Genomic DNA, 23,365 nt, shown 5'->3' with positions numbered 1-23,365 from the left:
AAGTTCATTTGGAATCAGCTAATTTAGTTTTTTTTGAGACAATTGCCAATTTATAAAATTTATAATTTGAAATTTAACTTTTTTATAACACTATTGTTATATTGCTCATGATATAATAGATTGATCTATATGGATGTATTAAAAAAAATGTACTATTTTTTAATTTTTAGCAATATATTAATTGCATTGGCGGCAGCTTCGCAGTGTGTGTTGACGTACATTATACTTGATCAGGAGATTAATGGTTATATCGCATTAATTGAGGGAGCGGCTACACTTGCGCTTTACAATTTTAGCTTGATTTTATCTAAACCACAATATCCGGAAAAATCAATTTATGCCCGTACCAGGTGGGTTTTTAAATATGAACGTATTTTATGGATCAACACATTTATAGCAACAGGTATTTGCATATGGTGTCTTTTTCATATCCACGTTTACTCTATCTTTTTCTTAGGTGTTATTGGATTGGTCAGCGTATTGTATAGTCTTCCTATTATTCCTTTAAAAGATCGATGGGGGGGATTAAGACAAATTCCGGCAATGAAAATCTTTCATATTGCATTGGTCTGGGTGTTGAGCAGTGTTTTTCTTCCCTATATAGAGCTTTACTGTAATGCTATTCTTGTAAACTTGCATTTATTGTATTACCTCGCTGGTTTGAAGTTCGTTTTCTTGATTATCTGTACGTTGCCCTTTGACATTCGTGATATCAAGCAGGATTCTTATTATCATCTCCGAACATTGCCCAATATGCTAGGAGAGGGGAGAGCAAAGAGCCTATGTTACATCTTACTGTGCATACATAGTCTCTTGATTTTATGTGCTCCTTATTTATTGATTATAAAAGTTGGTCTTCTTTTTACGAACACAATTATTTACCTTATTTTAAGATTTATTGTTTTCAGAACAAATGAACACTATCATTATGCTTATTTACTAGATGTTAGTCTCGTGCTCCAATTTTTAATCGTTGTGTTTATTAAAAATTTTGTGTGATTTTATTTTAAGATGATTACTTGTTTAAAAAAGAGATAATCTTATCCGCAACTACATCAGATAATTTATAGTAACTTTCAAATGTCCATCCTGCAACATGAGGACTTAAAATTACATTGTCTCTACTTGTTAGATCTGAAAACCAGGATTGCTCTTTAAGACCAGGAAAATTCTCTACAGGAAGAACATCAAAAGCAGCTCCTATGATTTTTCCTTCATCCATTGCCTTTAATACAGCAGGAATTTGAACAATACCACCACGCGCTCCTAAAAGGAAAAATATGGGTTTACGAAAATGATATAAATATTCTTCGTTGATCAATCCTTTTGTCTCTTTGGTTAGCGGAATGTGAAAACTAAGTATATCTGCCTGTTTGACAACTTCTTCCATGGAGACTTCCTTCGCGAATTGATCTGAAAAGCCAGTTTTGTACTTGTCATATGCAATAACTTTTACACCAAAGCCAGAGAGTTTCTTTGCCATAGCCTGTCCATTGTGACCATAACCAATAATGGCAACAGTTCGACCTTGTAACTCAAAGCCACGGTTGGCCTCACGACGCCATAAACCGGTCTTAATTTCCTGATTGGCTCTGTTAAGGTGATTCATAAGAGAAAGCAACATACCGATCATATGTTCACCAACGGCATCACAGTTTCCTTCATTTGCACTTATGAGTTCAATTCCTTTTGATTGTGCATAAGCCTCATCAATATTATCCATACCAGCTCCGCAACGTGCTATAAATTGGAGATTATTTGCTAAATCTATAAAGTGCTGATCGACTTGAAATTTAGATCTGATGATTAATCCCGTATAATCAGAAATGTATTTTTCAGTATCTGCGCGATCGAACTCAGGTTTGTAATCGTAGGCAATTCCAGCTTGATCCAATTTTTGAGTAAGCACTGCATGCGCGTCATCAACGATTAATACTTTTGTTTTCATAATGATTATTTATTTTTAACATTAAAATAAATTATAGTTTAGTAGCAATGAAGTGATCATAAACCGGACACACATACTGGTTTATGCGATTCAATTAATTACAATTTCATGAAATCAACACTTAGCAGTTTTTTCAGCTTGTACTGCTTAACTTCTTCAGGTAATATGCGCATCAATGTATCTCGGATGATAATACTAATCGGATTCTCCCATTGTGCTACCTTTCCGATAGACCATGATGTTTCGGTAATATAACGTGTTCTTTTTAACCTCCTTTTTTCAAATATTTGAAAAGCAAGAGCAACATCTGTCGTTTTCTTTAATTCGTCTATCAATACGGCTACATCTTCAATTGCCTGACATGCACCCTGACCCATATTGGGGGTTGTTGCATGTCCTGCATCGCCAATAAACAAGATATTACCAAAAGCTAGATTTTTTAGAGGTTTAATATCAATGATATCATTCCAGATCAATTGCTGGTCATTTGTTTCAGCAAGAATGCTTGTAATCGGATCATGATAAGACGTAAAGTTTTGTTGCAGATCCTTGATTGTGTAACGACTGAATACTTTGTTATGAGCGGGAGAATTTATACAAGCATACCAATAAATCTTGTTTCCAACAAGAGGAGTCATGCCAAAGCGTCCTTTATTTCCCCATGTTTCCGAACCTGTGCTGAGGTTTATATTAGCATTATCAATGGTTGCACGCCAACAGGTATAGCCTGCATAACGTGGTGCTGAACAAGGAATCAATTGTTGTCTTAATCGAGAATTAACACCATCAGCAATAATCAGATAGTCCGTTTGGTGTATGGTTCCATCTTCAAAAAAGATGTCAATTCCTCCATCTTGGTATTCTATTTTAAGAGCTCTTTTTCCAAGATGTAAGTTTTCATGTTCAATTTGTGCGAGTAGAAATTGATGTAAATCTGCACGGTGTATAGCAAAATTATCCTGTTCGTACTTGTTACTAATGGTTTTGGTTTCTGGAGCTGCAAGAATCCTTCCTTGCTTATCCAGAATATTATAGTTTTCTAAATAATGTCCTAGGGGGATGACACCTGCTTTAAGTTCCAAGTATTCTAATGCCTGAATGGCATTGGCAGCTAAACCAAAACCAGCTCCAATTCCTTTTAATGCCTTAGCACTTTCAAAGATAGTGGCCTGTATACCAATTTTGTTGAGGCCGATTGCTGCAGTCAAACCAGCAACACCACCTCCGATAATGGTAAAGCGTTTCATGTAGCTAGATCTTAGGCATTCGCAATTTCGTTTGTTAAAACGATGAAGTCATTAACCGTTAATCGCTCAGCGCGTAATTCATATAATGGATTGTCCGACATTTTATCTTTTGTAACTACCGCCGACAGCGAGTTTCTTAAGGTCTTACGTCTTTGGTTAAAAGCAGATTTTACAACTCTCCAAAATAATTTCTCATCACATGCCAGCTCAGTGCGATCATTTCTGGTCATCCGAATGACACCTGAAAGTACCTTTGGCGGGGGATTAAATGCACCAGCCTTTACGGTGAATAAATATTCTACATGATAGTAAGCCTGTAAGAACACACTTAAAATACCATATTCTTTACTACCTGCCTTTGCTGTACAGCGCTCTGCAACTTCCTTTTGAAACATACCGGTCATCTGCACAACACGGTTGCGTTCATCCAATATTTTAAATAAAATTTGAGAAGAAATATTATAAGGGAAATTGCCGATAACGGCCATCTTTTCGCCAAAATGTTGTGAAAAATCCAAGTTTAAAAAGTCACCATGAATCAGACGGTGTTCCAGCTGTGGATATTTATCTGCTAAAAATTCAATAGATTCATCATCCACATCGATCATCCATGTTTCGTAAGCATCGTTTTGTAGAAGAAAATCGGAAAGAACACCCATTCCAGGACCGACTTCAAGTACCTGCGTGAATCCTAATTTTGGATCCAAAGCATCAACTATTTTTTTTGCCGCATTTTTATCATTCAAAAAATGTTGTCCTAAATGTTTCTTGGCTCTTACTGTACTCATATATGCTCGAATTTGGTACAAATATAGTTAACTTGTGGAGGATAATAAACAGGTAAGGTAAATGAGTGGCAATTTATCATCTGTTTCTCTTAAAGGTGGTTTATATGAATTGGAAATTAAAGTGATGCTTGACTATTTCATATAATTTTAATTACTTTTGAGTCAATAATTTCATTTTTTACTATGGCTGACAAATTAAAAATAGGTATTACAGTAGGCGATATCAATGGTATCGGATTGGAAGTAATTATAAAATCATTATTGGACAATCGTGTTTTAGAATTTTTCACTCCGATTGTTTACGGTAATACAAAAGTTGCGTCATTTCATAGAAAAGCATTAGGTGTCAGTGATTTTAGTTTTAATGTCATCAATGATCCTGAGCAGGCAAATCCTAAACGCGCTAACATGATTAATTGCTGGCAGGAGGATGTCAAGATAACTTTAGGCGAAGAAAATGAGATCGGTGGTAAATATGCTTTTATTTCATTAGAAAAAGCGGTTGAAGATCTAAATGCAGGAAAGATTGATGCTTTGGTCACTGCCCCTATTAATAAACATAACATCCAGCAGGAAGGGTTTCATTTTCCAGGACATACGGAGTATTTGCAGGAAAAAACAAATGCGGATGATGTGTTGATGTTTATGATCTGTGATGAGTTGCGGGTTGGTGTTGTTACAGGCCATATACCTGTAAAAGATGTTTCTGATCATATTACAGAAGCAGCAATTTTAAATAAATTGGAGCTGATGAATGAGAGCCTTAAAAAAGACTTCTGGATTCAGAAACCTAAAATTGCTGTACTCGGATTAAATCCACACGCAGGCGATAATGGTGTTATTGGTGTTGAAGATGATATGATTATCCGACCAACGATAGAAAAAGCAAAAGAAAAGGGAATATTGTGTTTTGGACCCTATCCTGCAGATGGTTTTTTTGCTAATCATGCTTACGAAAAATTTGATGCGGTATTAGCTATGTACCATGATCAAGGCTTGATTCCTTTTAAACATATTGCAAATCGTAATGGTGTAAATTTTACTGCAGGTTTGCCGATTGTTCGTACTTCACCAGATCATGGAACTGGTTATGATATTGCTGGACAAAATGTTGCCGCTCATGAGTCTTTCATGGAAGCTATATTTCAGGCAGTTCACATCGTAAAACGTCGCCGTGAACAAGCAGAGCTATCTCAAAATCCACTAGCTTTCCGCAAGCTTTCTCGCGATCGCGATTAAATATAAAGAAGTAATATTATTAGTCTTGTGCGCTTATATCGCAAGACTAATATCTATTTTATAATAAATTCCTTACTTTTGCATCCTAGTGTTTTTTTAAGGACCTAGATTCATGCTATGAGTGATAATTTACAACATCCTATTTTCCCAATCATTAAAGAGTTAGCCGAAACAACAAATACGGAGTGCTACGTCATTGGCGGTTATGTACGCGATCATATTATGGGACGGCCTTTTAAAAATGATGTGGATATTGTTGTTGTTGGAAGTGGAATTGAGTTTGCTACAGCTTTAGGAAATAAATTGAAAACTAAAGTTGCTATTTACAAAAGTTTTGGAACAGCAATGTTAGTTTTTGAAGGATTAAATGTGGAATTTGTAGGAGCTCGTAAAGAATCTTACCGTGCTAATTCCCGAAAACCAATTGTTGAAGATGGAACTTTAGTTGATGATCAAAATCGACGTGATTTTACCATCAATGCTATGGCATATTCACTGAATAAGGATAATTATGGTGAGTTGCTTGATCCATTTGATGGAGTAAGGGATATTGAATTACGTACTATACGTACACCATTAGATCCAATCGTGACATTTTCCGATGATCCTTTGCGTATGATGCGTGCTATTCGTTTCGCTACACAATTGAACTTTAAGATTGATTCAAAGGCGATTCAAGCGATCACAGATACCAAAGATCGTATTCGTATTATATCAAAAGAGCGCATCACTGACGAAATTAATAAGATTATCTTGTCAGAAAAACCCTCTATTGGATTTAAGTACTTATTTGATACAGGGCTATTGGCTTTGGTTTTTCCTGCAATGCAAAACTTATACGGTGTAGAAATTATCGATGGAAAAGGACATAAAGATAATTTTTACCATACGCTGGAAGTTTTGGATAATGTCTGTGAAACAACAGATGATCTGTGGTTAAGATGGGCTGCTATTATGCACGATATTGCAAAACCTCCCACAAAAAGATTTGATAAAAAGCTAGGATGGACCTTTCATGGTCATGAAGATAAAGGGGCACGAATGGTTCCTAAATTATTTGCTGAGTTAAAACTTCCATTGAATGAAAAGATGAAGTTTGTTCAGAAACTAGTTTTATTACATCTAAGACCAATTGTACTGGCTCAGGATATTGTTACTGATTCTGCTGTACGTCGTTTGTTATTTGAGGCCGGTGATGATATTGATGCTTTGATGCAATTGTGCCATGCCGATGTAACAACAAAAAATGAATATAAAAAGAAGAAATATCGTCAGAATTTCGAATTGGTCAAGCAAAAACTAAAAGATGTTGAAGAACGTGATCAGATCCGAAATTGGCAACCTCCAATTTCTGGAGAAGATATTATGGAAGTTTTTGGTATTGGGCCAGGTCGTGAAGTTGGGAAAATAAAAAATGCAATCCGAGAAGCGATCTTAGAAGGAGAGATTCCTAATGCTAAGATGGACGCATATCATTTTATGGTCAACAAAGCTCAAGATTTGGGCTTGACTATTAGAAAGGCATGGGATTTGAATACAACAGTTAAATAAAAAAAGTATCTTTAATCGCTTCAATTCTTATTGAAGCTCATCTTGTTAACAAACAAAACGAATATTAGAAATGGCTATTTATAGATTCAGAATCACTTTTGAAGATTATGAGGATGTGTATAGAGAAATCGATATGCTTTCGAAACAAACTTTCTTAGAATTACATGAGGCTATTCATAAGACAACTGCTTATGAAGCTGACCGTTCATCTTCCTTTTATGTTAGTAATGATCAATGGAAAAAAGGAACTGAAATTGCTCTTTTACCAACTGCTCGTAAAATTTCAGATGGTGTTTTACTAATGGAAAATATTCGTTTAAGCAAGTTTATTGACGATCCTCACCAAAAGTTTTATTACATCTATAATTTTGATAGACCTTATGAATTTCATGTGGAATTGATCAAAATTTTAAAAGAAGAGGAAGGCAAAACTTATCCTACTGTTTTTAAAACGGTGGGTCAAGCTCCAAAATCTTTAGCAGCAGCGAATTTTCCTGTTGCAGATCCTTTGGATGACGATGATGACGATGAAGTTTTGGTAGATGAAACGCAATATGGCGTTGATGATGACGAAGAATTTGATTTGTTTGACGGTGATGATGAAGAAGAAGGTGGAGAAAAGTCTGAAGAGGAAAGTAGTGGTTCGTTTGACGAATATTAATGTTAGGTACCTCAGATCAACATAATAAAACTTTAATTGCTATAGTGGGGCCTACTGCAGTAGGGAAAACTGCTATGGCAATTGAGCTTGCTCAATATTTTGATACGGAGATTATTTCTGCTGATTCAAGACAGTTTTACCGTGAAATGAGTATTGGTACGGCCAAACCTACTGCATCTGAATTAGGTCAGGCGCCTCATCATTTTATTGATTCACATTCTATAGAAGAGGATTATTCTGCCGGTGATTTTGAAAAAGAGGCATTAGAAACAATAAGCTCGCTGTTCAAAAAAAAGGATATAATCATTATGGTAGGCGGGTCTGGTTTATTTGTGAGAGCAGTATGTGAAGGTTTGGATAATTTACCAAAGGCCCTTCCGGAAACAAGAGAACGGTTAAATAACAGATTTGATAACGAAGGAATTGTGCCACTTCAAGCTTATTTAAAACAAGTCGATCCTGTTTATTATGATCAGGTAGATATTTCAAATGTTCAACGGGTAATTCGAGCCCTGGAAGTATTTGAAACTACTGGATTACCATTTTCTAACTTTCTTCAAAAGACAAAAGCAGTGAGACCCTTTAAGATCATGACAGTTGGACTTACAATGGACCGAACAACTTTATACGAACGCATTAATATGCGTGTCGATCTGATGGTGAAAGATGGTTTATTGGATGAAGTAAAGTCATTAATATCTTTTAAACATAAACCTGCTCTAATGACTGTCGGTTATTCTGAACTTTTTGATTTCTTAGATGAGAAAATATCTTGGGAAGAAGCAATAGATAAAATTAAGCAAAACTCGCGACGGTATGCTAAAAGGCAACTTACCTGGTTTAAGAAAGATAAAGATACAGTTTGGTTTGATCCTAAGGACAAAAACCAGATTATAGATTATATTCAATCATAATTTTAAGCGATATCAACAGAGTTATCCACATTATGTTAATAACTCTGTTGATAACATAAAAAGGGCTTGATTACAATGGTAATCAAGCCCTTTTTTCTACGAAATGAAATATAATTATTCCACGATCAAATTCCATCCAAATTCGTCAGCAATTCTGCCATATCGAAGATCATCTAAATAGGTTAATACTTTTTTAGAGAAATCGCGACCTTCTACAGGAGGTAATTGAAACAATTCACCTTCATAACCAATAGTGGCAATTGGTGTTAATGTTGCAGCTGTACCAGCAGCAAATGCATCTGTGACAATTCCTGCTTTGATTCCATCAATAAGTTCTTTGACAGATACCCTACGTTGCTCAGTTTTATATCCCCAGCTTGCCGCCAGTTCCATAATTGTACGTCTTGTTACACCATGTAGGATCGTATCACCGTGAGGAGTAATAATACTGTCACCGATACGGAATATTAGGTTGGCTGTTCCAGCTTCTTCAATATATTTATGTTCCGAAGCATCAGTCCACATCAATTGATCAAAACCTTCATCATTTGCCAAACGAGTAGGGTACAATGACAATGCATAGTTACCTGCATTTTTTGAGAAACCTACTCCGCCTTCTGCGGCACGGGTATAATGTGTTTCTACCTTTAATTTTAAAGGATTACTATAGTAAGCACCTACCGGGCTAGTGATAATTATAAATTTGTAGGAATTAGAAGGGTGTACTCCTAAAGCCGCTTCAGTACCGAACATAAACGGACGGATATATAAAGATGTGCCTGGAGCATTTGGAATCCATTTGTTATCGGTGGCTAATAATTTTTTTAATCCACCTAAAAAGATTTCTTCAGGAACTTCAGGCATCTCCAAACGTGCTGCAGAAGTATTGAATCTTTCCCAATTTTTGTCAGGGCGGAAAATACTAATGGTACCATCTTGAAATTTGTATGCTTTAATACCTTCAAAGATAGCTTGGCCATAATGTAAAGCCGACATAGAAGGGCTTACATTAATATCCCCGTAAGGCACAATACTGACATCAGTCCATGCTCCATCTTCATAGGTTGCGACCAACATATGGTCGGATAATATTTTTCCAAATTTTAGATTGTTAAAATCTACTTGCGAGAGTCTCGATTGTTGTGTGGGCTCTACGCGAATTGAATAATTTTCTGTCGCGCTCATTGTATTTTAATTACAAATGCTAAAGTATGAAAAAAACCACGAATTTGAATGATAAACCTCTTGTTTGTCAAATATTATTCTGTGTGAACATAATTTATTATTACACAGTAAATTTGTCTATTTTTTAGGATCTTACGTTTTATTTTATGGACAGATAATCATTTTAACAAGTATAAGTTATAATTTTTTAGGCGTTTTTAGTTGTTTTGTTACCTTTCTCTTTATTCTGTGTTAATTTTAGATGAATTAACACAAAAATTGTAAAGTGGCATGTTATTTGGATTAACGGAAACACTAATCTACCATCAAAATTGGTAGGTTTTAAAAAGGGCTAACACTTCTAAACAGATATTCACTAATAAAAAACAAACTAAACGATTAAAAACCATGCACCGATTAAACAGTAAAAACAATGCATTGGAAAATGATGAATTAGAGTTTGATCAAAAAACAGCTGTGGAGGAAAAAGGATTTTCACTAAATTTTATTTTAGGCTTTTTTGTTTTTCTTTATAAAACGGCTATCAAACCCTAGGGTATTTTATTATTTTTCAAATTTAGTAGGTACTAAAAAATTGAAATGAGATTGCTCATAAACTGATCAATCTCATTTTTTATTAAAATCTTTCCCTATAAACTTTTAAGGTAGATTACTTCTTTATTATGTCCAATATAGGCTCAAGATAATCACGATTATTTGACAGTCGCGGTACTTTATTTTGTCCACCAAGCTTACCCTTTGATTTCATCCATTGAAAGAATGTGTATGCAGGGGCATTGTGAATAACGGGAAATTGTAATGCCATATTTTTATATCGTTTAGCATCATAATCCGAATTGATCTCTCTCAATGTTTGATCCAATATCTTACAAAACGTTTCAAAATTATCAGGTTGTTGTTCAAATTCAATAATCCATTCATGAGCTCCAGCCTCACCTTCTTTAAAGTAAATCGGTCCAGCAGTATAATCTTTCACAATTGCATGTGTACTTTCACTAGCCTTCTTTATAGCATCCTCAGCATTATCGACGATAAGTTCTTCGCCAAAGGTATTGATGAATTGTTTTGTCCGTCCTGTTATTTGAATACGGTATGGGGATAGCGTTACAAATTTGATGGTATCACCGATCATGTACCGCCATAAACCAGCATTGGTCGAAATGATCAAAGCATAATTTTTATTTAATTCTACTTGATGTAATCCTAATGTTTGCGGATTCTCATCATATAAATTTTCGATCGGTAAGAATTCGTAATAAATGCCGTAGTCAAGCATTAATAATAATTCTTCTGAGTCGGGCAGATCTTGAAGAGCAAAGTATCCTTCGGATGCATTATAATTTTCTAAATAATACATATTATCAGAAGGAATCAGTTTTTTAAACTGTTCGCGATAAGGTTTGAAACTTACACCACCATGTGTATAAAATTCTAGATTAGGCCAGACTTCAAGCAAATTATTCTTACCTGTGATTTCCAATATCTTTTTTGCAAGAACAATATTCCATGTTGGAACACCAGCTAGATTGGTGACATTCTCATGAATAGTGATATTGGCCACCTTTTCTATTTTTTCCTCAAAATCAGGAAGTAAAGTTACTTCTAAATTTGGAGTACGCTTAAATTCAGCCCAAAAAGGGAGATTTCGCAATAGAATAGAAGATAAATCACCATAATAAGAGTCTGAACTAAAACTGTTAATCTGAGAACTCCCTCCTAATACGACCGATTTTCCACAGAAAATCTGGCTTTCGGGTTTATTGTTGAAGTAAATGGTCAACATATCTTTCCCACCCTGAAAGTGACACTCTGTTAAAGACTCTTCACTGACTGGGATAAATTTGCTACGGTCTGCGGTCGTTCCCGAAGATTTGGCGAACCACTTGATGTCAGATGGCCATAGTATATTTTGCTCGCCTTTGATCATCCGATCGATATAAGGCTTCAATGAATTGTAATCTTGAATTGGAACTCTGTTTTTAAATTCCTCAGGCGTTAAAATACTATTGTAATCGTATTTTTTTCCCCATTCTGTTGCTTCGGCTGATGATATTAAACTTTGAAACCATTCTTCTTGTACATCGTGTGGATATTTCATGAATAATTCAATCTGATGAATCCGTTTTTTCATGAACCAAGTAAGTAGGGAGTCTAATATTGCCATATAAAGGTAGAATTAACGTTAAATAATAATCTTTTTGCGACGGAGTTCAAAATGTTGGCCTAAATAGAATGTACGAGCCATTTCATTACTGGCAATTTCTTCAGGAGTTCCAGCAAGCATAATTTTACCTTCTGTCAATAAGTAGGCCCTATCTGTAATGGATAACGTTTCTTGTACGTTATGATCGGTAATTAAAATTCCAATATTACGTGTTTTTAGCTTTGCAACAATCGTTTGAATTTCTTCCACCGCGATTGGATCGACACCCGCAAAAGGTTCATCTAACAAGATAAAAGATGGGTTTGCCGCTAATGCCCGTGCGATCTCCGTACGACGTCTTTCTCCTCCGGAAAGAAGATCACCTCTATTTTTACGGACACGGTGCAAGCTAAATTCGGTTAAAAGTTCTTCCAGTTTTTCTAAGCGTTCCTTTTTATTAGGATAATGGATCTCCAGTACAGATAATATGTTGTGTTCAACCGATAGTTTTCTAAAGATGGAAGCTTCTTGGGCAAGATAACCGATTCCTTTTTGAGCGCGCTGGTACATGGCATCCTGTGTGATTTCTTGATCGTCTAAATAAACATGACCCTCATTAGGTTTTATTAATCCAACAATCATATAAAAAGAAGTCGTCTTTCCCGCTCCGTTAGGTCCTAGAAGACCAACAATTTCTCCTTGCTCTACCTGGAAAGAAACATCGTTTACAACAGTGCGTTGCTTATATTTTTTGATGAGATGTTCTGCTCTTAGTATCATTTGATTCGTGTTTTAACTCAAAAAAACAATCTGATAATTACAAATATATTTAATATCGGATTCCTTTTATATTTAATTGCAAATTCTTTTTACCTCGCCATACATTTTCTTCTATGCTATAACAGATGTCAAATGGCTTACCACTATTAATAGCCTGTATATGTTCAGATAATCCAAAACCAATGCAATCAAAAGAAGGAGAGTTCTCTTGTTTGATGGTCATTTTTAAGTGATTGGATCCGACTAAATAAGCAGGTCCAATTAAACTAACTTTTTGACTAAGAAAAATGGGGCTTTCATTTTGAGGCCCGAATGGTTCAAATTGACTTAGAATTCGGTGAAATTTGGCATCAATATCTTGTAGGTTTAGTTTCGTATCAATCAATATCTCTTGTATTAACATCTGAGGAGTAATGAGTTTAGAAACAACCTCTTCGAAACGATCCTGAAATAATTTGATATTTCCGATCTGCATCGTCAACCCTGCTGCATATTTATGCCCTCCAAATTGATCTAATAGATCGCTACATTCACTTAAGGCTTCATATAAATCAAACCCGATAACAGATCTACAGGAACCTGCGATATGACCATTGGTTTCGGTCAGAATAATCGTTGGTCTATAGTATTTTTCAGTCAACCTTGATGCCACAATGCCGATAACACCTTTATGCCAATCTGATTTATAGAGCACAGTTGATTTTCGTGTTTTTAGCGAGTCATTTTGATCTATAATCGCTAGAGCTTCTTCGGTTATTCTAAGGTCAAAATCTTTACGAACATTATTTTGATCATCAATATTGATACTAAAATCTTTTGCTTCTTGCAGTGATTTTGATATCAATAATTTTACCGCATCTTTTGCATGATCAATACGACCAGAAGCATTGATCCGTGGACCTATTTGAAAAACAATATCATTTACTGTGAATGTCTTTGTTTTATTGGTGGATAAATCAACAAGTGCTTGAAGACCGCAGCAAGGATTAGTATTTAATTTAATGAGTCCGAAATGCGTCAGAATTCTATTTTCTCCAGTTATAGGTACAATATCTGATGCAATACTTACCGCAACGAGATCTAAAAATTGATAGCAAATATCCAAAGACATATCATTTTTCATGATAAAGGCTTGGATAAGTTTAAATCCTATACCGCAGCCCGATAATTCTTTGTATGGATAAGCACAGTCTTTTCTTTTTGGATCAAGTACAGCAAATGCTTTTGGAAGTTCATCTCCAGGTAAATGGTGATCACCAATAATGAAGTCGATATTCTTAGAATTGGCATAGTCAACTTTATCGTTTGCTTTTATACCACAGTCAAGTGCAATGATCAATGAGAAACCGTTTTCTGCAGCATAATCTATACCTTGTGTAGAGATACCATATCCTTCAGCATAACGATCAGGAATATAGAATTCAATGCGCGAGTGAAACTCTCGAAAAAAACTATACACAACAGCTACAGCAGTAGTACCATCTACATCATAATCTCCATAAATTAAGATCTTTTCATTCTGGCCGATTGCGGTCGTAATTCGCGCAATTGCTTTTTCCATATCTTGCATTAAGAATGGATTGTGCAGTTGGTCTAGAGAAGGTCTAAAAAACTGTTTTGAAGTATCAAAAGTCTCAATATTTCTACTGACTAACAATTCTGCTAATACTGGATTAATACCAAGTTCATTGCCTAATTGATTAACTTTTTTGACCTCACTTTTAGATTTTAGTACCCACCTTTTTTGCATATCTTTGCATCGTAATTATGTGTAAATATACGTTTTGTCTATTGACTAACCTAATTATACACTAGGGTAATCATAGCGTTGTGTCTAACACGCAAGTTTCCAATAAATTAAAGATGTTACAAGCATATTCCTTATTCGAAGGCTCATTTTCGGTCGATGTTTCTAAAAAATTTATTCCCTTTGACCCTGCTGTTGATAGTAAAAATGATCGTCCAGCTTCTATGTTTATTCAAGTGCATCCGTTTCTAATCGAGACCGCAAATGGATTGGTTTTATGTGATACTGGACTTGGATTAACAAACAGTGATGGGAAACTACTTCTCTATGAAAATATTGAAAAATTAGGTTATTCCCCCAAAGATGTGAAATATGTATTGATGTCACATTTGCATAAAGATCATGCTGGTGGTATGGTGAGTTTCACTGATCACGTCGGAAGGATTGCATTTCCCGAAGCAGAGTATATAGTGCAACGAGGTGAATGGGAAGATGCTTATTCTGGAATCAATAGCTCTTACCGTACTGAAATTTTTGATGTTGTGCAAAGGAGCGGTAATCTGAATCTTGTTGAAGGAGATGGTAAAGTTAATGAAGAAGTTGAATATTGTTTAAGTGGCGGGCATACTCAACATCATCAGACCTTCCACATTAATTATGGAAAAGATCATTATTTTTTTGGAGGAGACGTCCTTCCGGAACCAGAGATGATCTTTCAAAATCATAGCGCAAAATATGACTATGATGGACATTTGTCAAAAAAGTTACGTCAGGAGTACTGGGAAAACGGAGCTTCAAACGATTGGATTTATCTTTTTTATCATGCCACAAGTATAGCAATAGGAAAGCCTACCATGCAGTTTGATAGAAGTTTTACAGCGATTGAAGCAAAATAAAAATCAAGAAAAGATAAAAAATAACGCATCTTTTCTTAATTTAAGGAACATCTGTGTACAAGGACTTCATTGTATGTGTATTGAATTAATCCGATGGTCACGTCATATAAATTCTATTATGACTGGATTTTTGGTTAAGTTTGTATAAAGCTGTATAGTATGCCTTTTTACTTCAGCTATTGAAAAATTAAGTTTTATAATAAAGCAAAAAAATATGTCTATTGTAAGAGAGTCGGATCTTATTGGTATTGGAAAAAAGTATCAAATTGAAACTGAAGCTGGAGACAATATGGTCGTGGTTATTCATGACGATGGTCGAAGAGAATTATATCGTTATGATGAGGAAGAGAGTGAGTCTCGCTGTGTCATGACCTTAAGCGATGAGGAATCAAGACAGGTTGCCGGTATTATCGGAGGATTGTCCTATAAGCCTAAAGCTTTAGAAACAATTGAAGTCGCTTTAGATGATTTAAGAATTGAATGGTATAAAGTTGAAGGAAAATTTGAAGGAGCCAATAAAACGATTGGCGAATTGGAAGTTCGTCAACGTACAGGAGCATCTATTATAGCAGGAATACTAGGTGATAATACGGTTATTAATCCAGGACCTGATTATATGATTAGTCCAGGGACTACCTTAGTTATTGCCGGAAAAAAGAATAATATTAAATTATTGAAAGAGATATTATTGTAAACATTGTAAACTAAATAAATATATATGCCATCACACACACTTATTTTAGAAATTGGAATCGCAGTAGGCCTTGTCGCATTTGTTGGTTTAATCGCCAATAAGTTAAAGTTTTCAGTTATTCCATTTTTTATATTGATAGGTATGGTGTTAGGCCAGCATGCTCCCCAAATTGGTCATATAGACCTGACATTTACTGAAAGTAAACCGTTTATTGATTTTATGGGGCGCTTAGGCGTACTTTTTCTGTTGTTTTATCTCGGACTGGAATTCTCGGTTGGCCGATTAATTAAGTCCGGAAAATCAATCGTGACAGGTGGAACAGTGTATGTTTTACTCAATTTTGTGTCTGGATTACTCATTGGATGGATGATGGATCTGCCATTTAAGGAGATGATGGTACTTTGTGGTATTATGACAAGTTCTTCCACAGCCATTGTCGCAAAGGTATTGACAGATTTGAAACGGACTGCAAATCCTGAAACAGAAGTGATTATGGGAATGATTATGTTTGATGATTTATTTATTGCCATGCATATTTCTTTCCTTTCGGGATTGATTCTAACGGGAAGTAGTTCCTTTTGGACTGTTGCCGGAACTTCATTGCTAGCATTGGGATTTATTTTAACATTTCTAATTCTGGGAAGAAAGCTAGTTCCTGCAATTGATAAGCTATTGCAGGTTAAATCTTCTGAGCTATTTGTCCTTGTTATCTTTGCACTACTATTTATAACAGCTGGATTTTCTGAAACTATTCACGTTGCGGAAGCCATTGGAGCATTAATGGCAGGATTAGTTTTAGCAGATTCGCAATATATTAAGAAGATTGAAGCGATGGTATTGCCCTATAAAGATTTTTTTGGAGCAATGTTCTTTTTTAGCTTTGGTTTATCAATAGATATACTATCCTTGGGTGGTGCTGTATTATGGGCCTCAATTGCTGCTCTGGTTACTATCCTCGGTAATTTGGCTTCAGGATATTTTGCGGCAAGGTTCTCAGGAATGAAGAATAAAACAGCTTTTGATATCGGATTTACATTATCTGCTCGAGGTGAGTTTTCTATTATCATGGCCAATATTGGTAAGGCAGGAGGGCTATTGCCTGTTATCCAGTCGTTTGTCGTTGTGTATGTGTTGATTCTGTCAATTTTATCACCACTGTTAACAAAAGAATCACGTAATCTATGGACAAAATTATTCGGTAAGGATGAAATTAAACCCAAAACAATCAAAAGACTAAGTGATCTGGAGTCTGGTCAAACATTATAAGAAAAGGGAATCTATTATAGATTCCCTTTTTTACCATTACAAGAAGCCTAATTCTAATTTTGCTTCTTCGCTCATCATATCCCTTGTCCACGGTGGATCGAATGTTAGCTCAACAAGAGCCTCTGTAACACCAGGTACAGCAGCAACCTTACTTTGTACCTCATCCATGATCTGACCAGCAACTGGACATCCTGGCGCAGTTAATGTCATCACTATCTTAGCGGTTCCATTTTCTTTGGTTATGATTTCATATACCAATCCTAAATCGACGATATTTGCCGGTTTTAATTCTGGATCATAAACAGTTTCTAATGCTTCCTGGATAGCTGGCGCAATATTTAACTTATCTAAAATTATAATACTCATTTTAAGATCGTTTTATGTTATCTTCAATTGCTTCATTATATATTTCAAGCAATTTCTTTTTATTCTCTTCTGGAGTAAAATTACTAAAATAGAACTCTTTTGTTGTTTGTCTAATGTTATATTTTTCTTTAATACTGTAATTTTTCCATTGCTGTACAGTTTTTAACATATTATCCACACTTTGTGGGTTAAATAGTAATCCTGTCTTATCTGGGATAATTAATTCGCTTAAAGCCCCAATATCACTGCCGATCACTGGGGTTCCGACTGAGAAAGCCTCTAAAATCGTCATTGGCATTCCCTCAAACCATACTGAGGGCACGAGCAATGCTTCGGCTTTTTCAACTAATGGCAGTATTTCATCACGGGTTCTAAAACCCATATATTTTATATTGGCATGACGATTTGCAGTACCAACTACTGTTTGTTTTAAAGGTCCGTCACCTATAATGATGATTTTGCTATCTGTTTTTGAAAATGCTTTCAAAAGATTTACGATACCTTTTTCTTCTGTAAGTCTTCCGATATATATAAAATAGTCTTCCTGAGCATCGATTGTATCTTTAATAGGAAAGGTAAAGTTTGGTTTGATTGTAAATTTTTGTGCAGGAACATGTAAGGTTGAATCTATAAAAAGTTTTTTCGCAAAACTTGATAAAGCTATATATCGATCTACCATATTCCATGTTCCAATTCGTCTATGAAACCAATAGTTCAATGCAAGTACAAAAGTCTTGACAGTAGATCCGTCTAGTACTTTCTTTTTAATGGCTGTCCATGGAAAATTTTCTTTTAAACTGGAAAGAAATAGCTGATGCCCATGATATAATATAGCAGAAGGACAAAGAATACGAAAATTGTGCAAGGTCATGATGAGTGGAACGCCCAATTTGTGAATTGTCCTTATAATGATAGGACCACTTGCATAATGTGTATTATGAATATGGACAACCTGAGGTTTAAAATTATTAATGCACTTTCTTACGCGATAAGCCGCTGCAATATTCCAAAAAGAAAAAAGTGTTTGCAAAGCGCCTTTCCATCCTTTTTTATTTTGAAAGGTAAGCGTCTCCACATCATGATCTATAGCGAGTAATTCACTTTCCTGTTTGAAAACGGTGTCTTCACCTCCTGGCCCTTGATAAAAAGTATGGATGATTAGAATACGCATATATGCTTGCTTTTTTACAAACTTAGATAAATTTGTTTTATGTGCAATTTTAATTCCAGTGAAGAACAACAAATGTAATCGATCCTAGGTAAGGTATCTATCTGCTCACGATTCATTAACTTTAAATATTTTATCTTTTTCTCACTGAGAAAGTAGGTGTAGGAGATAAATACTATTTTAAATGAATTAAACTGTTTTCAACGGTACTTAGCAAAAGTTTGTTTTTATAATTGTTATCTTCGCGTATCATTAGGAGAAGATGAATAGATACTATGCAGCATTTACAAAAACTAATCTCTGACTCGATTCAAAACAGTCAATTTCCGAATCAACCGACTAATCTTTACGATCCAATTCGCTATTTTTTAAGTTTAGGTGGTAAACGTATTAGACCGGCCTTGACATTGGTTGCCGCTGAAATGTTTGATATTGGGGAAATCACAGATGCTTTACCCGCTGCAAAATCGATCGAATATTTTCATAACTTTTCTTTAGTTCATGATGACGTTATGGATAAAGCACCTCTACGAAGAGGGAAAGCAACCGTTCATGAGAAATGGGATTTAAATGTCGCTATCCTTTCAGGAGATGGATTATTAGTAAAAGCTTATGATGAATTGGCTAATAGCAATCCGCTTTATATAGCAGATCTCCTTAAAACTTTTAATAGAGTTGCTATGCAAGTCTGTGAAGGCCAACAACTGGATATGGATTATGAACATACTGATAAAATTAGTATGGATCAATATATTGAGATGATTAGGCTTAAAACTTCAGTACTGTTAGGAGGTGCACTACAGATGGGGGCAATATTGGCCGAAGCAAATCTTAGTGATCAAAAATTAATTTATGAATTTGGAGAATATATAGGAATAGCTTTCCAGCTTCAAGATGATGTCCTAGATGCTTATGGTAATCCTGAAACTTTTGGTAAACAGATTGGGGGAGATATTCTAATTAATAAAAAGACTTATCTGTTGGTCAAATTAATGGAAATTATAAAGGAAGAGGATCTTCCAAGGCTTCAGAATTTGTTAAACGCAACAATCCAAGATAATCCAGACAAATTGCTTGATATGTTATCACTATACCAAAGCTATAACATTAAAGAATATGCAGACAAATTAAAAGATGCATATACACAACGTGCATTTGAAAGATTATCGGCGATTAATATACCAAAACACAAGAAAGAGACGTTAATAACATTATCGACTCAACTCCTCATCAGGGAACAATAGTAATAGCTATTAATTGTCTATTTAATCTTTATTTATTTAAAAAATTCTTAATTTGTAGACTTAGGTCATCATTATTTACGAAACAACTACAATGGAACCGTTAAAAGTAACAATCTTTCAAGCATATATCTTTTGGGAAAATGTCGATAAGAACTTAAGTAACCTCGCACTTAAACTCTCGAATTTAAGGGAAAAAACGGATCTTATTATTTTGCCTGAAATGTTCAATACTGGATTTACAAATAATGTAGAAAAGTGTGCAGAACCAGCTGATGGTAAAACCATGCAGTGGTTGTTTCATATGTCCCAAAGTCTAAATTGTGTGATAGCAGGTTCACTGATTATAACAGAAGACGGGAAATACTTTAATCGTTTTGTATGGATGTCTCCAGATGGAACTTACGTAAAATATGATAAAAGACATTTGTTTGCAATGGCAAAAGAAGACCTATATTTTACAGCGGGACGAGAACGTATTATTGTAAACATCAGAGGTTGGAATATATGTCCTATGATTTGTTATGATATACGCTTTCCGGTATGGTCAAGAAATATTGGTGGCGCTTATGATTTATTGATATATACCGCAAACTGGCCAGACAAACGTTCTGCACATTGGAGAACCTTAATTCCAGCACGTGCTATAGAAAATCAAGCTTTTGTTATCGGTGTGAATCGTGTAGGACACGATGGTAATGATATTTATTATTCAGGTGGTTCCATGTGTATCTCTCCATTAGGAGATGTGGTATATTATAAACCTGAAGACGAGGATTTATATACGTTTACTATTCACCCCAAAGATCTTCATGAAGCAAGAAAGTCTTTTCCTTTTTTACAGGATGCAGATAGCTTTACGATAGATTAATGTCTTTATTTGTAAGGTCTATCAAGAATGATAGACATCATGACTGCTTTTCTTAAATCAAAATCTTCTGTTACTGTAGGCTCTTTTTGTAAGGATTGGGTTAACTTATTTTTTTTATTCAAAGCTAAGCGGTGCTCTTCTCTTTCTTTTTTAAATCGCTGAATTTCGTTTGTATCTTTTATTTTTTCTGAGTAAAAAGGTGGTGGGGTAACCACATTCTTTTCTTTCTGAGAGGGTTGATATGCAGGTGGTTCTGCTTTGCTTTTGCTAGGAATAGGGGCATTTGCCTTTCTTCTTTTTAACGCAGCCTCTTGCTCTTTCATATAGTTCTGATATGACTTAAAACCAAAGATTGCTAATGCAATTAATAGGGGTATCAACTTTTCCATAGCATGAAGATAACAAAAAAAAACAATTTAATTTTTGTTATACCATGTAAAGCATTATATTTATAATATAAACCTATTTGGCCAACGAGTTATAGTTAATTTTATCTTTTTTGAAAATAAATATCCGTTGGCTAAAAAGTACGATATAGTATAACCTAAAAAGACTTTGATTATTATGCTTAATGAAGATTTAATTGGAAAGATAGAGTTCTATGATTTTCTAACTGGAAAAGCGACTACAGCCATATCGCGTAGAATGCAGCGTAATTTAAAAGATGTGGGAATCAATATTACGGCTGAGCAATGGAGTATTTTGTACAATTTATGGCAAGAGGAGGGACTTACACAACAAGAGTTAGCCATTAGAACCTTTAGAGATAAACCAAGTATTACGCGTTTAATTAATAATTTGGAGAAATTAAATTTAGTTATCCGAGTAAATGATAAAGATGATCGTAGATCAAATTTGATTTATTTAACTAAGTCTGCCCGTAAGTTAAAAGAGATGGGCATGCAACAAGCTAATAAGACTATTGCTGAAGCATTGGATGGGGTATCTCCTGATACAATTGATATGGCGCAAGTAACACTTCAACAAGTTATCTGCAATTTGAGAAAATAATAAAGAAGGGCTTTTGTTTTATGAAAAGCCCTTCTTTATTATTAAAATATTTTTGCCTCAAAATCAGTATGACTTTCGATTAGACGACCTTCTCTTCCAAAATAGATGTCTTGAAAACTTAATGTGTTAACAGCATCAACTTTTCTGAAAAATTTATCGGCACTGACATCGGATAAAGTTTTAAATCCACAAGCTTCCATAATCTCTACAGTGGCACGTAAAGTGTTACGATGGAATTGTGCGACACGTACATATTTATCGTTAACATCTAATCCTTTATATAAGTGGGGCTGTTGTGTTGCAACTCCTACAGGACAAGTATCTTCATTACATTTCAAAGCTTGAATGCAACCTAATGCAAACATCATTCCTCTAGCACTATAACATGCATCTGCTCCGAGAGCAATTACTTTTAACAAATCAAAACCAGTGACAATTCTACTCGAAACTAAGAGCTTGATATGTCTTTTAAGACCAAAAGCAATTAAAGTCTTTGTAACAAAAGCTAAAGCATCGTATAAAGGCATTCCTAGATTATCTGTAAATTCGAGTGGCGCCGCACCCGTTCCACCCTCGGAACCATCAATAGCAATAAAATCCGGGAATATCTGTGTTGTTTGCATTGCTCGACAGATTTCAATAAACTCTTGTTTATCACCAATACACATTTTGAAGCCCACAGGTTTGAAGTCACTTAATTCTTTCAATCTATGAATGAATTCCATCATTTCAATTGGATTTGAGAATGCACTGTGTGCAGGAGGTGACATGACATCTGTACCTGGGATGACGTGGCGAATTGCAGCAACTTCTGGCGTGTTTTTGGCTGCAGGTAGTATACCTCCATGGCCAGGTTTAGCACCTTGTGATATTTTTAGTTCAATCATCTTGATGTTGGGACGTGAAGTTTTTTCTCTAAAAAGTTCACCATCAAATTTACCGTCATGCGTACGACAACCAAAATAACCCGTACCTACCTGCCAGATCAAATCGCCACCACTGTTATGATAGTCACTGATGCCACCTTCTCCGGTATTGTGGGCAAAATTTTGTAATTGAGCACCTTTATTTAATGCTGTAATAGCTGTTTTACTCAATGCACCGTAACTCATAGCTGAAATGTTAAATACACTTAAACTATAAGGATGTTTACAAGCTGCATTACCTACAGTAGTACGTAAGTCATGATTATCAATGTGACAAGGAAAGACAGAGTGAGCTGCCCATTCATTACCGACTGTTTGTGGGTCTGTCTGCATACCGAAAGCAACAGTTTCCCGTTGGTTTTTAGCGCGTTGATAAACGATAGAACGTTGTCTTCTATTAAAAGGACGTCCATCAGTATCAGACTCCCAAAAGTATTGACGTAATTCTGGACGAATGGATTCAAAGAAATAACGGAAATATCCAACTAAAGGATAGTTTCTTAAAATTGCATGTTTATGTTGGAAACTGTGATATATCGCCACAAATAAAAGAGGCATCGGTATGACTAACAACCAAAACCACTGTGGTGTAAAAATAAGCCCAAAAGAGATTATAATCAAATTGATTACAGTCATGGTGCCAAGAATTAATTTTCTAACGGTCATAATTTAAATAGTATTTAGACTCTTACTTTAATAAAAATTTGATCAAATATCAATCAA

23 protein-coding genes are annotated in these 23,365 nt (G+C 35.1%); 12 read left to right on the top strand and 11 right to left on the bottom strand.

Annotated features, from left to right (window positions below; translation table 11 throughout):
* The first annotated feature begins 147 nt into the window (after positions 1–147).
* A complete protein-coding gene (locus tag ACFS6I_RS23195; protein ID WP_380924119.1) occupies positions 148–999 on the top strand; it encodes a hypothetical protein in 852 nt (283 codons plus the stop codon).
* Between the two features lie 16 nt (positions 1,000–1,015).
* On the opposite strand, the gene ACFS6I_RS23190 is transcribed toward ACFS6I_RS23195, so the two are convergent.
* The 3 genes from ACFS6I_RS23190 to rsmA form a co-directional block, all read right to left on the bottom strand.
* Positions 1,016–1,948 carry an NAD(P)-dependent oxidoreductase gene (locus ACFS6I_RS23190; protein WP_380924117.1) on the bottom strand — a complete coding sequence of 311 codons (933 nt, stop codon included), beginning with the start codon at positions 1,946–1,948 and terminating at the stop codon, positions 1,016–1,018.
* 98 nt (positions 1,949–2,046) lie between these two features.
* Positions 2,047–3,195 carry an FAD-dependent monooxygenase gene (locus tag ACFS6I_RS23185; protein ID WP_380924115.1) on the bottom strand — a complete coding sequence of 383 codons (1,149 nt, stop codon included), beginning with the start codon at positions 3,193–3,195 and terminating at the stop codon, positions 2,047–2,049.
* An 11-nt stretch (positions 3,196–3,206) separates the two neighbouring features.
* Complete coding sequence (gene rsmA / locus ACFS6I_RS23180; RefSeq protein WP_132841162.1) at positions 3,207–3,983, bottom strand: 16S rRNA (adenine(1518)-N(6)/adenine(1519)-N(6))-dimethyltransferase RsmA; 777 nt, start codon at positions 3,981–3,983, stop codon at positions 3,207–3,209.
* Positions 3,984–4,166: 183 nt separating this feature from the next.
* On the opposite strand from rsmA, the gene pdxA reads away from it, so the two are divergent.
* The 4 genes from pdxA to miaA all read left to right on the top strand — a co-directional run bounded on the left by pdxA (position 4,167) and on the right by miaA (position 8,348).
* Positions 4,167–5,222, top strand: coding sequence for a 4-hydroxythreonine-4-phosphate dehydrogenase PdxA (gene pdxA, locus ACFS6I_RS23175; protein WP_132769118.1), 1,056 nt, complete (start codon positions 4,167–4,169; stop codon positions 5,220–5,222).
* 117 nt (positions 5,223–5,339) lie between these two features.
* The gene (locus tag ACFS6I_RS23170) at positions 5,340–6,773 is read left to right on the top strand and encodes a CCA tRNA nucleotidyltransferase (protein ID WP_380924112.1); all 1,434 of its coding nucleotides are present in this window, start codon (positions 5,340–5,342) and stop codon (positions 6,771–6,773) included.
* A 70-nt stretch (positions 6,774–6,843) separates the two neighbouring features.
* Positions 6,844–7,434: an IS1096 element passenger TnpR family protein gene (locus ACFS6I_RS23165; RefSeq protein ID WP_380924110.1), complete on the top strand. Its 591-nt coding sequence runs from the start codon at positions 6,844–6,846 to the stop codon at positions 7,432–7,434.
* A complete protein-coding gene (gene miaA, locus ACFS6I_RS23160) occupies positions 7,434–8,348 on the top strand; it encodes a tRNA (adenosine(37)-N6)-dimethylallyltransferase MiaA (RefSeq protein WP_380924108.1) in 915 nt (304 codons plus the stop codon). The genes ACFS6I_RS23165 and miaA overlap by 1 nt, the downstream gene beginning before the upstream one ends.
* A 114-nt stretch (positions 8,349–8,462) precedes the next feature.
* On the opposite strand, the gene ACFS6I_RS23155 is transcribed toward miaA, so the two are convergent.
* A complete protein-coding gene (locus tag ACFS6I_RS23155) occupies positions 8,463–9,533 on the bottom strand; it encodes a branched-chain amino acid aminotransferase (RefSeq protein ID WP_021190447.1) in 1,071 nt (356 codons plus the stop codon).
* A 387-nt stretch (positions 9,534–9,920) separates the two neighbouring features.
* Between ACFS6I_RS23155 and ACFS6I_RS23150 the strand changes: the two genes are divergently transcribed.
* Positions 9,921–10,067, top strand: a complete 147-nt coding sequence (locus tag ACFS6I_RS23150) for a hypothetical protein (RefSeq protein ID WP_380924106.1) — start codon at positions 9,921–9,923, stop codon at positions 10,065–10,067.
* Positions 10,068–10,182: 115 nt separating this feature from the next.
* On the opposite strand, the gene ACFS6I_RS23145 is transcribed toward ACFS6I_RS23150, so the two are convergent.
* Genes ACFS6I_RS23145 through recJ form a run of 3 tightly spaced genes read right to left on the bottom strand, consistent with a single transcriptional unit; the run spans position 10,183 to position 14,206 of the window.
* The gene (locus tag ACFS6I_RS23145) at positions 10,183–11,697 is read right to left on the bottom strand and encodes a GH3 auxin-responsive promoter family protein (RefSeq protein ID WP_380924104.1); all 1,515 of its coding nucleotides are present in this window, start codon (positions 11,695–11,697) and stop codon (positions 10,183–10,185) included.
* 18 nt (positions 11,698–11,715) lie between these two features.
* Positions 11,716–12,456, bottom strand: a complete 741-nt coding sequence (gene lptB, locus ACFS6I_RS23140; protein WP_021190449.1) for an LPS export ABC transporter ATP-binding protein — start codon at positions 12,454–12,456, stop codon at positions 11,716–11,718.
* A 49-nt stretch (positions 12,457–12,505) separates the two neighbouring features.
* Entirely contained in the window at positions 12,506–14,206 is a 1,701-nt protein-coding gene (gene recJ, locus ACFS6I_RS23135) for a single-stranded-DNA-specific exonuclease RecJ (RefSeq protein ID WP_021190450.1), read from the bottom strand.
* Positions 14,207–14,319: 113 nt separating this feature from the next.
* Between recJ and ACFS6I_RS23130 the strand changes: the two genes are divergently transcribed.
* The 3 genes from ACFS6I_RS23130 to ACFS6I_RS23120 all read left to right on the top strand — a co-directional run bounded on the left by ACFS6I_RS23130 (position 14,320) and on the right by ACFS6I_RS23120 (position 17,059).
* Entirely contained in the window at positions 14,320–15,099 is a 780-nt protein-coding gene (locus tag ACFS6I_RS23130) for an MBL fold metallo-hydrolase (protein WP_380924102.1), read from the top strand.
* A 214-nt stretch (positions 15,100–15,313) separates the two neighbouring features.
* Positions 15,314–15,793, top strand: a complete 480-nt coding sequence (locus ACFS6I_RS23125; protein ID WP_021190452.1) for a cation:proton antiporter regulatory subunit — start codon at positions 15,314–15,316, stop codon at positions 15,791–15,793.
* Positions 15,794–15,817: 24 nt separating this feature from the next.
* Positions 15,818–17,059, top strand: a complete 1,242-nt coding sequence (locus tag ACFS6I_RS23120; protein WP_380924099.1) for a cation:proton antiporter — start codon at positions 15,818–15,820, stop codon at positions 17,057–17,059.
* Positions 17,060–17,095: 36 nt separating this feature from the next.
* Here the strand turns inward: ACFS6I_RS23120 and ACFS6I_RS23115 are convergent, their stop codons facing one another.
* Positions 17,096–17,425: a metal-sulfur cluster assembly factor gene (locus ACFS6I_RS23115; protein WP_021190454.1), complete on the bottom strand. Its 330-nt coding sequence runs from the start codon at positions 17,423–17,425 to the stop codon at positions 17,096–17,098.
* A 1-nt stretch (position 17,426) separates the two neighbouring features.
* Positions 17,427–18,596, bottom strand: coding sequence for a glycosyltransferase family 4 protein (locus ACFS6I_RS23110; RefSeq protein WP_380924097.1), 1,170 nt, complete (start codon positions 18,594–18,596; stop codon positions 17,427–17,429).
* 272 nt (positions 18,597–18,868) lie between these two features.
* Between ACFS6I_RS23110 and ACFS6I_RS23105 the strand changes: the two genes are divergently transcribed.
* Both ACFS6I_RS23105 and ACFS6I_RS23100 read left to right on the top strand, forming a co-directional pair.
* Positions 18,869–19,837 carry a polyprenyl synthetase family protein gene (locus ACFS6I_RS23105; protein WP_380924095.1) on the top strand — a complete coding sequence of 323 codons (969 nt, stop codon included), beginning with the start codon at positions 18,869–18,871 and terminating at the stop codon, positions 19,835–19,837.
* A 91-nt stretch (positions 19,838–19,928) separates the two neighbouring features.
* On the top strand, positions 19,929–20,705 hold the full coding sequence (locus ACFS6I_RS23100) for an amidohydrolase (RefSeq protein WP_315402652.1): 777 nt from the start codon (positions 19,929–19,931) through the stop codon (positions 20,703–20,705).
* A gap of 5 nt (positions 20,706–20,710) precedes the next feature.
* Here ACFS6I_RS23100 and ACFS6I_RS23095 read toward each other — a convergent pair whose 3' ends face one another.
* Positions 20,711–21,094, bottom strand: a complete 384-nt coding sequence (locus tag ACFS6I_RS23095) for a hypothetical protein (RefSeq protein WP_380924093.1) — start codon at positions 21,092–21,094, stop codon at positions 20,711–20,713.
* Between the two features lie 175 nt (positions 21,095–21,269).
* On the opposite strand from ACFS6I_RS23095, the gene ACFS6I_RS23090 reads away from it, so the two are divergent.
* On the top strand, positions 21,270–21,716 hold the full coding sequence (locus ACFS6I_RS23090) for a MarR family winged helix-turn-helix transcriptional regulator (protein ID WP_021190462.1): 447 nt from the start codon (positions 21,270–21,272) through the stop codon (positions 21,714–21,716).
* Positions 21,717–21,757: 41 nt separating this feature from the next.
* Here ACFS6I_RS23090 and ACFS6I_RS23085 read toward each other — a convergent pair whose 3' ends face one another.
* Entirely contained in the window at positions 21,758–23,308 is a 1,551-nt protein-coding gene (locus ACFS6I_RS23085) for an FMN-binding glutamate synthase family protein (RefSeq protein ID WP_021190463.1), read from the bottom strand.
* Positions 23,309–23,365: the final 57 nt, after the last annotated feature.

It is taken from the genome of Sphingobacterium anhuiense, assembly GCF_042686355.1.
Taxonomy (GTDB): domain Bacteria; phylum Bacteroidota; class Bacteroidia; order Sphingobacteriales; family Sphingobacteriaceae; genus Sphingobacterium; species Sphingobacterium anhuiense.
Note: the sequence above shows the minus strand (reverse complement) of the source record. Positions and strands in the feature narration are given on the sequence as shown.

Bases quoted from the DNA above. Each gene is read 5' to 3' on its own strand.
- ACFS6I_RS23130 (WP_380924102.1), top strand. From the start codon at position 14,320: ATGTTACAAGCATATTCCTTATTCGAAGGCTCATTTTCGGTCGATGTT.
- ACFS6I_RS23105 (WP_380924095.1), top strand. From the start codon at position 18,869: ATGCAGCATTTACAAAAACTAATCTCTGACTCGATTCAAAACAGTCAA.
- ACFS6I_RS23125 (WP_021190452.1), top strand. From the start codon at position 15,314: ATGTCTATTGTAAGAGAGTCGGATCTTATTGGTATTGGAAAAAAGTAT.
- ACFS6I_RS23170 (WP_380924112.1), top strand. From the start codon at position 5,340: ATGAGTGATAATTTACAACATCCTATTTTCCCAATCATTAAAGAGTTA.
- lptB (WP_021190449.1), bottom strand. From the start codon at position 12,456: ATGATACTAAGAGCAGAACATCTCATCAAAAAATATAAGCAACGCACT.
- recJ (WP_021190450.1), bottom strand. From the start codon at position 14,206: ATGCAAAAAAGGTGGGTACTAAAATCTAAAAGTGAGGTCAAAAAAGTT.
- ACFS6I_RS23155 (WP_021190447.1), bottom strand. From the start codon at position 9,533: ATGAGCGCGACAGAAAATTATTCAATTCGCGTAGAGCCCACACAACAA.
- ACFS6I_RS23090 (WP_021190462.1), top strand. From the start codon at position 21,270: ATGCTTAATGAAGATTTAATTGGAAAGATAGAGTTCTATGATTTTCTA.
- ACFS6I_RS23195 (WP_380924119.1), top strand. From the start codon at position 148: ATGTACTATTTTTTAATTTTTAGCAATATATTAATTGCATTGGCGGCA.
- miaA (WP_380924108.1), top strand. From the start codon at position 7,434: ATGTTAGGTACCTCAGATCAACATAATAAAACTTTAATTGCTATAGTG.
- ACFS6I_RS23085 (WP_021190463.1), bottom strand. From the start codon at position 23,308: ATGACCGTTAGAAAATTAATTCTTGGCACCATGACTGTAATCAATTTG.
- ACFS6I_RS23115 (WP_021190454.1), bottom strand. From the start codon at position 17,425: ATGAGTATTATAATTTTAGATAAGTTAAATATTGCGCCAGCTATCCAG.
- ACFS6I_RS23110 (WP_380924097.1), bottom strand. From the start codon at position 18,596: ATGCGTATTCTAATCATCCATACTTTTTATCAAGGGCCAGGAGGTGAA.
- ACFS6I_RS23165 (WP_380924110.1), top strand. From the start codon at position 6,844: ATGGCTATTTATAGATTCAGAATCACTTTTGAAGATTATGAGGATGTG.
- pdxA (WP_132769118.1), top strand. From the start codon at position 4,167: ATGGCTGACAAATTAAAAATAGGTATTACAGTAGGCGATATCAATGGT.
- ACFS6I_RS23145 (WP_380924104.1), bottom strand. From the start codon at position 11,697: ATGGCAATATTAGACTCCCTACTTACTTGGTTCATGAAAAAACGGATT.
- ACFS6I_RS23185 (WP_380924115.1), bottom strand. From the start codon at position 3,195: ATGAAACGCTTTACCATTATCGGAGGTGGTGTTGCTGGTTTGACTGCA.
- ACFS6I_RS23150 (WP_380924106.1), top strand. From the start codon at position 9,921: ATGCACCGATTAAACAGTAAAAACAATGCATTGGAAAATGATGAATTA.
- ACFS6I_RS23190 (WP_380924117.1), bottom strand. From the start codon at position 1,948: ATGAAAACAAAAGTATTAATCGTTGATGACGCGCATGCAGTGCTTACT.
- ACFS6I_RS23120 (WP_380924099.1), top strand. From the start codon at position 15,818: ATGCCATCACACACACTTATTTTAGAAATTGGAATCGCAGTAGGCCTT.
- ACFS6I_RS23095 (WP_380924093.1), bottom strand. From the start codon at position 21,094: ATGGAAAAGTTGATACCCCTATTAATTGCATTAGCAATCTTTGGTTTT.
- ACFS6I_RS23100 (WP_315402652.1), top strand. From the start codon at position 19,929: ATGGAACCGTTAAAAGTAACAATCTTTCAAGCATATATCTTTTGGGAA.
- rsmA (WP_132841162.1), bottom strand. From the start codon at position 3,983: ATGAGTACAGTAAGAGCCAAGAAACATTTAGGACAACATTTTTTGAAT.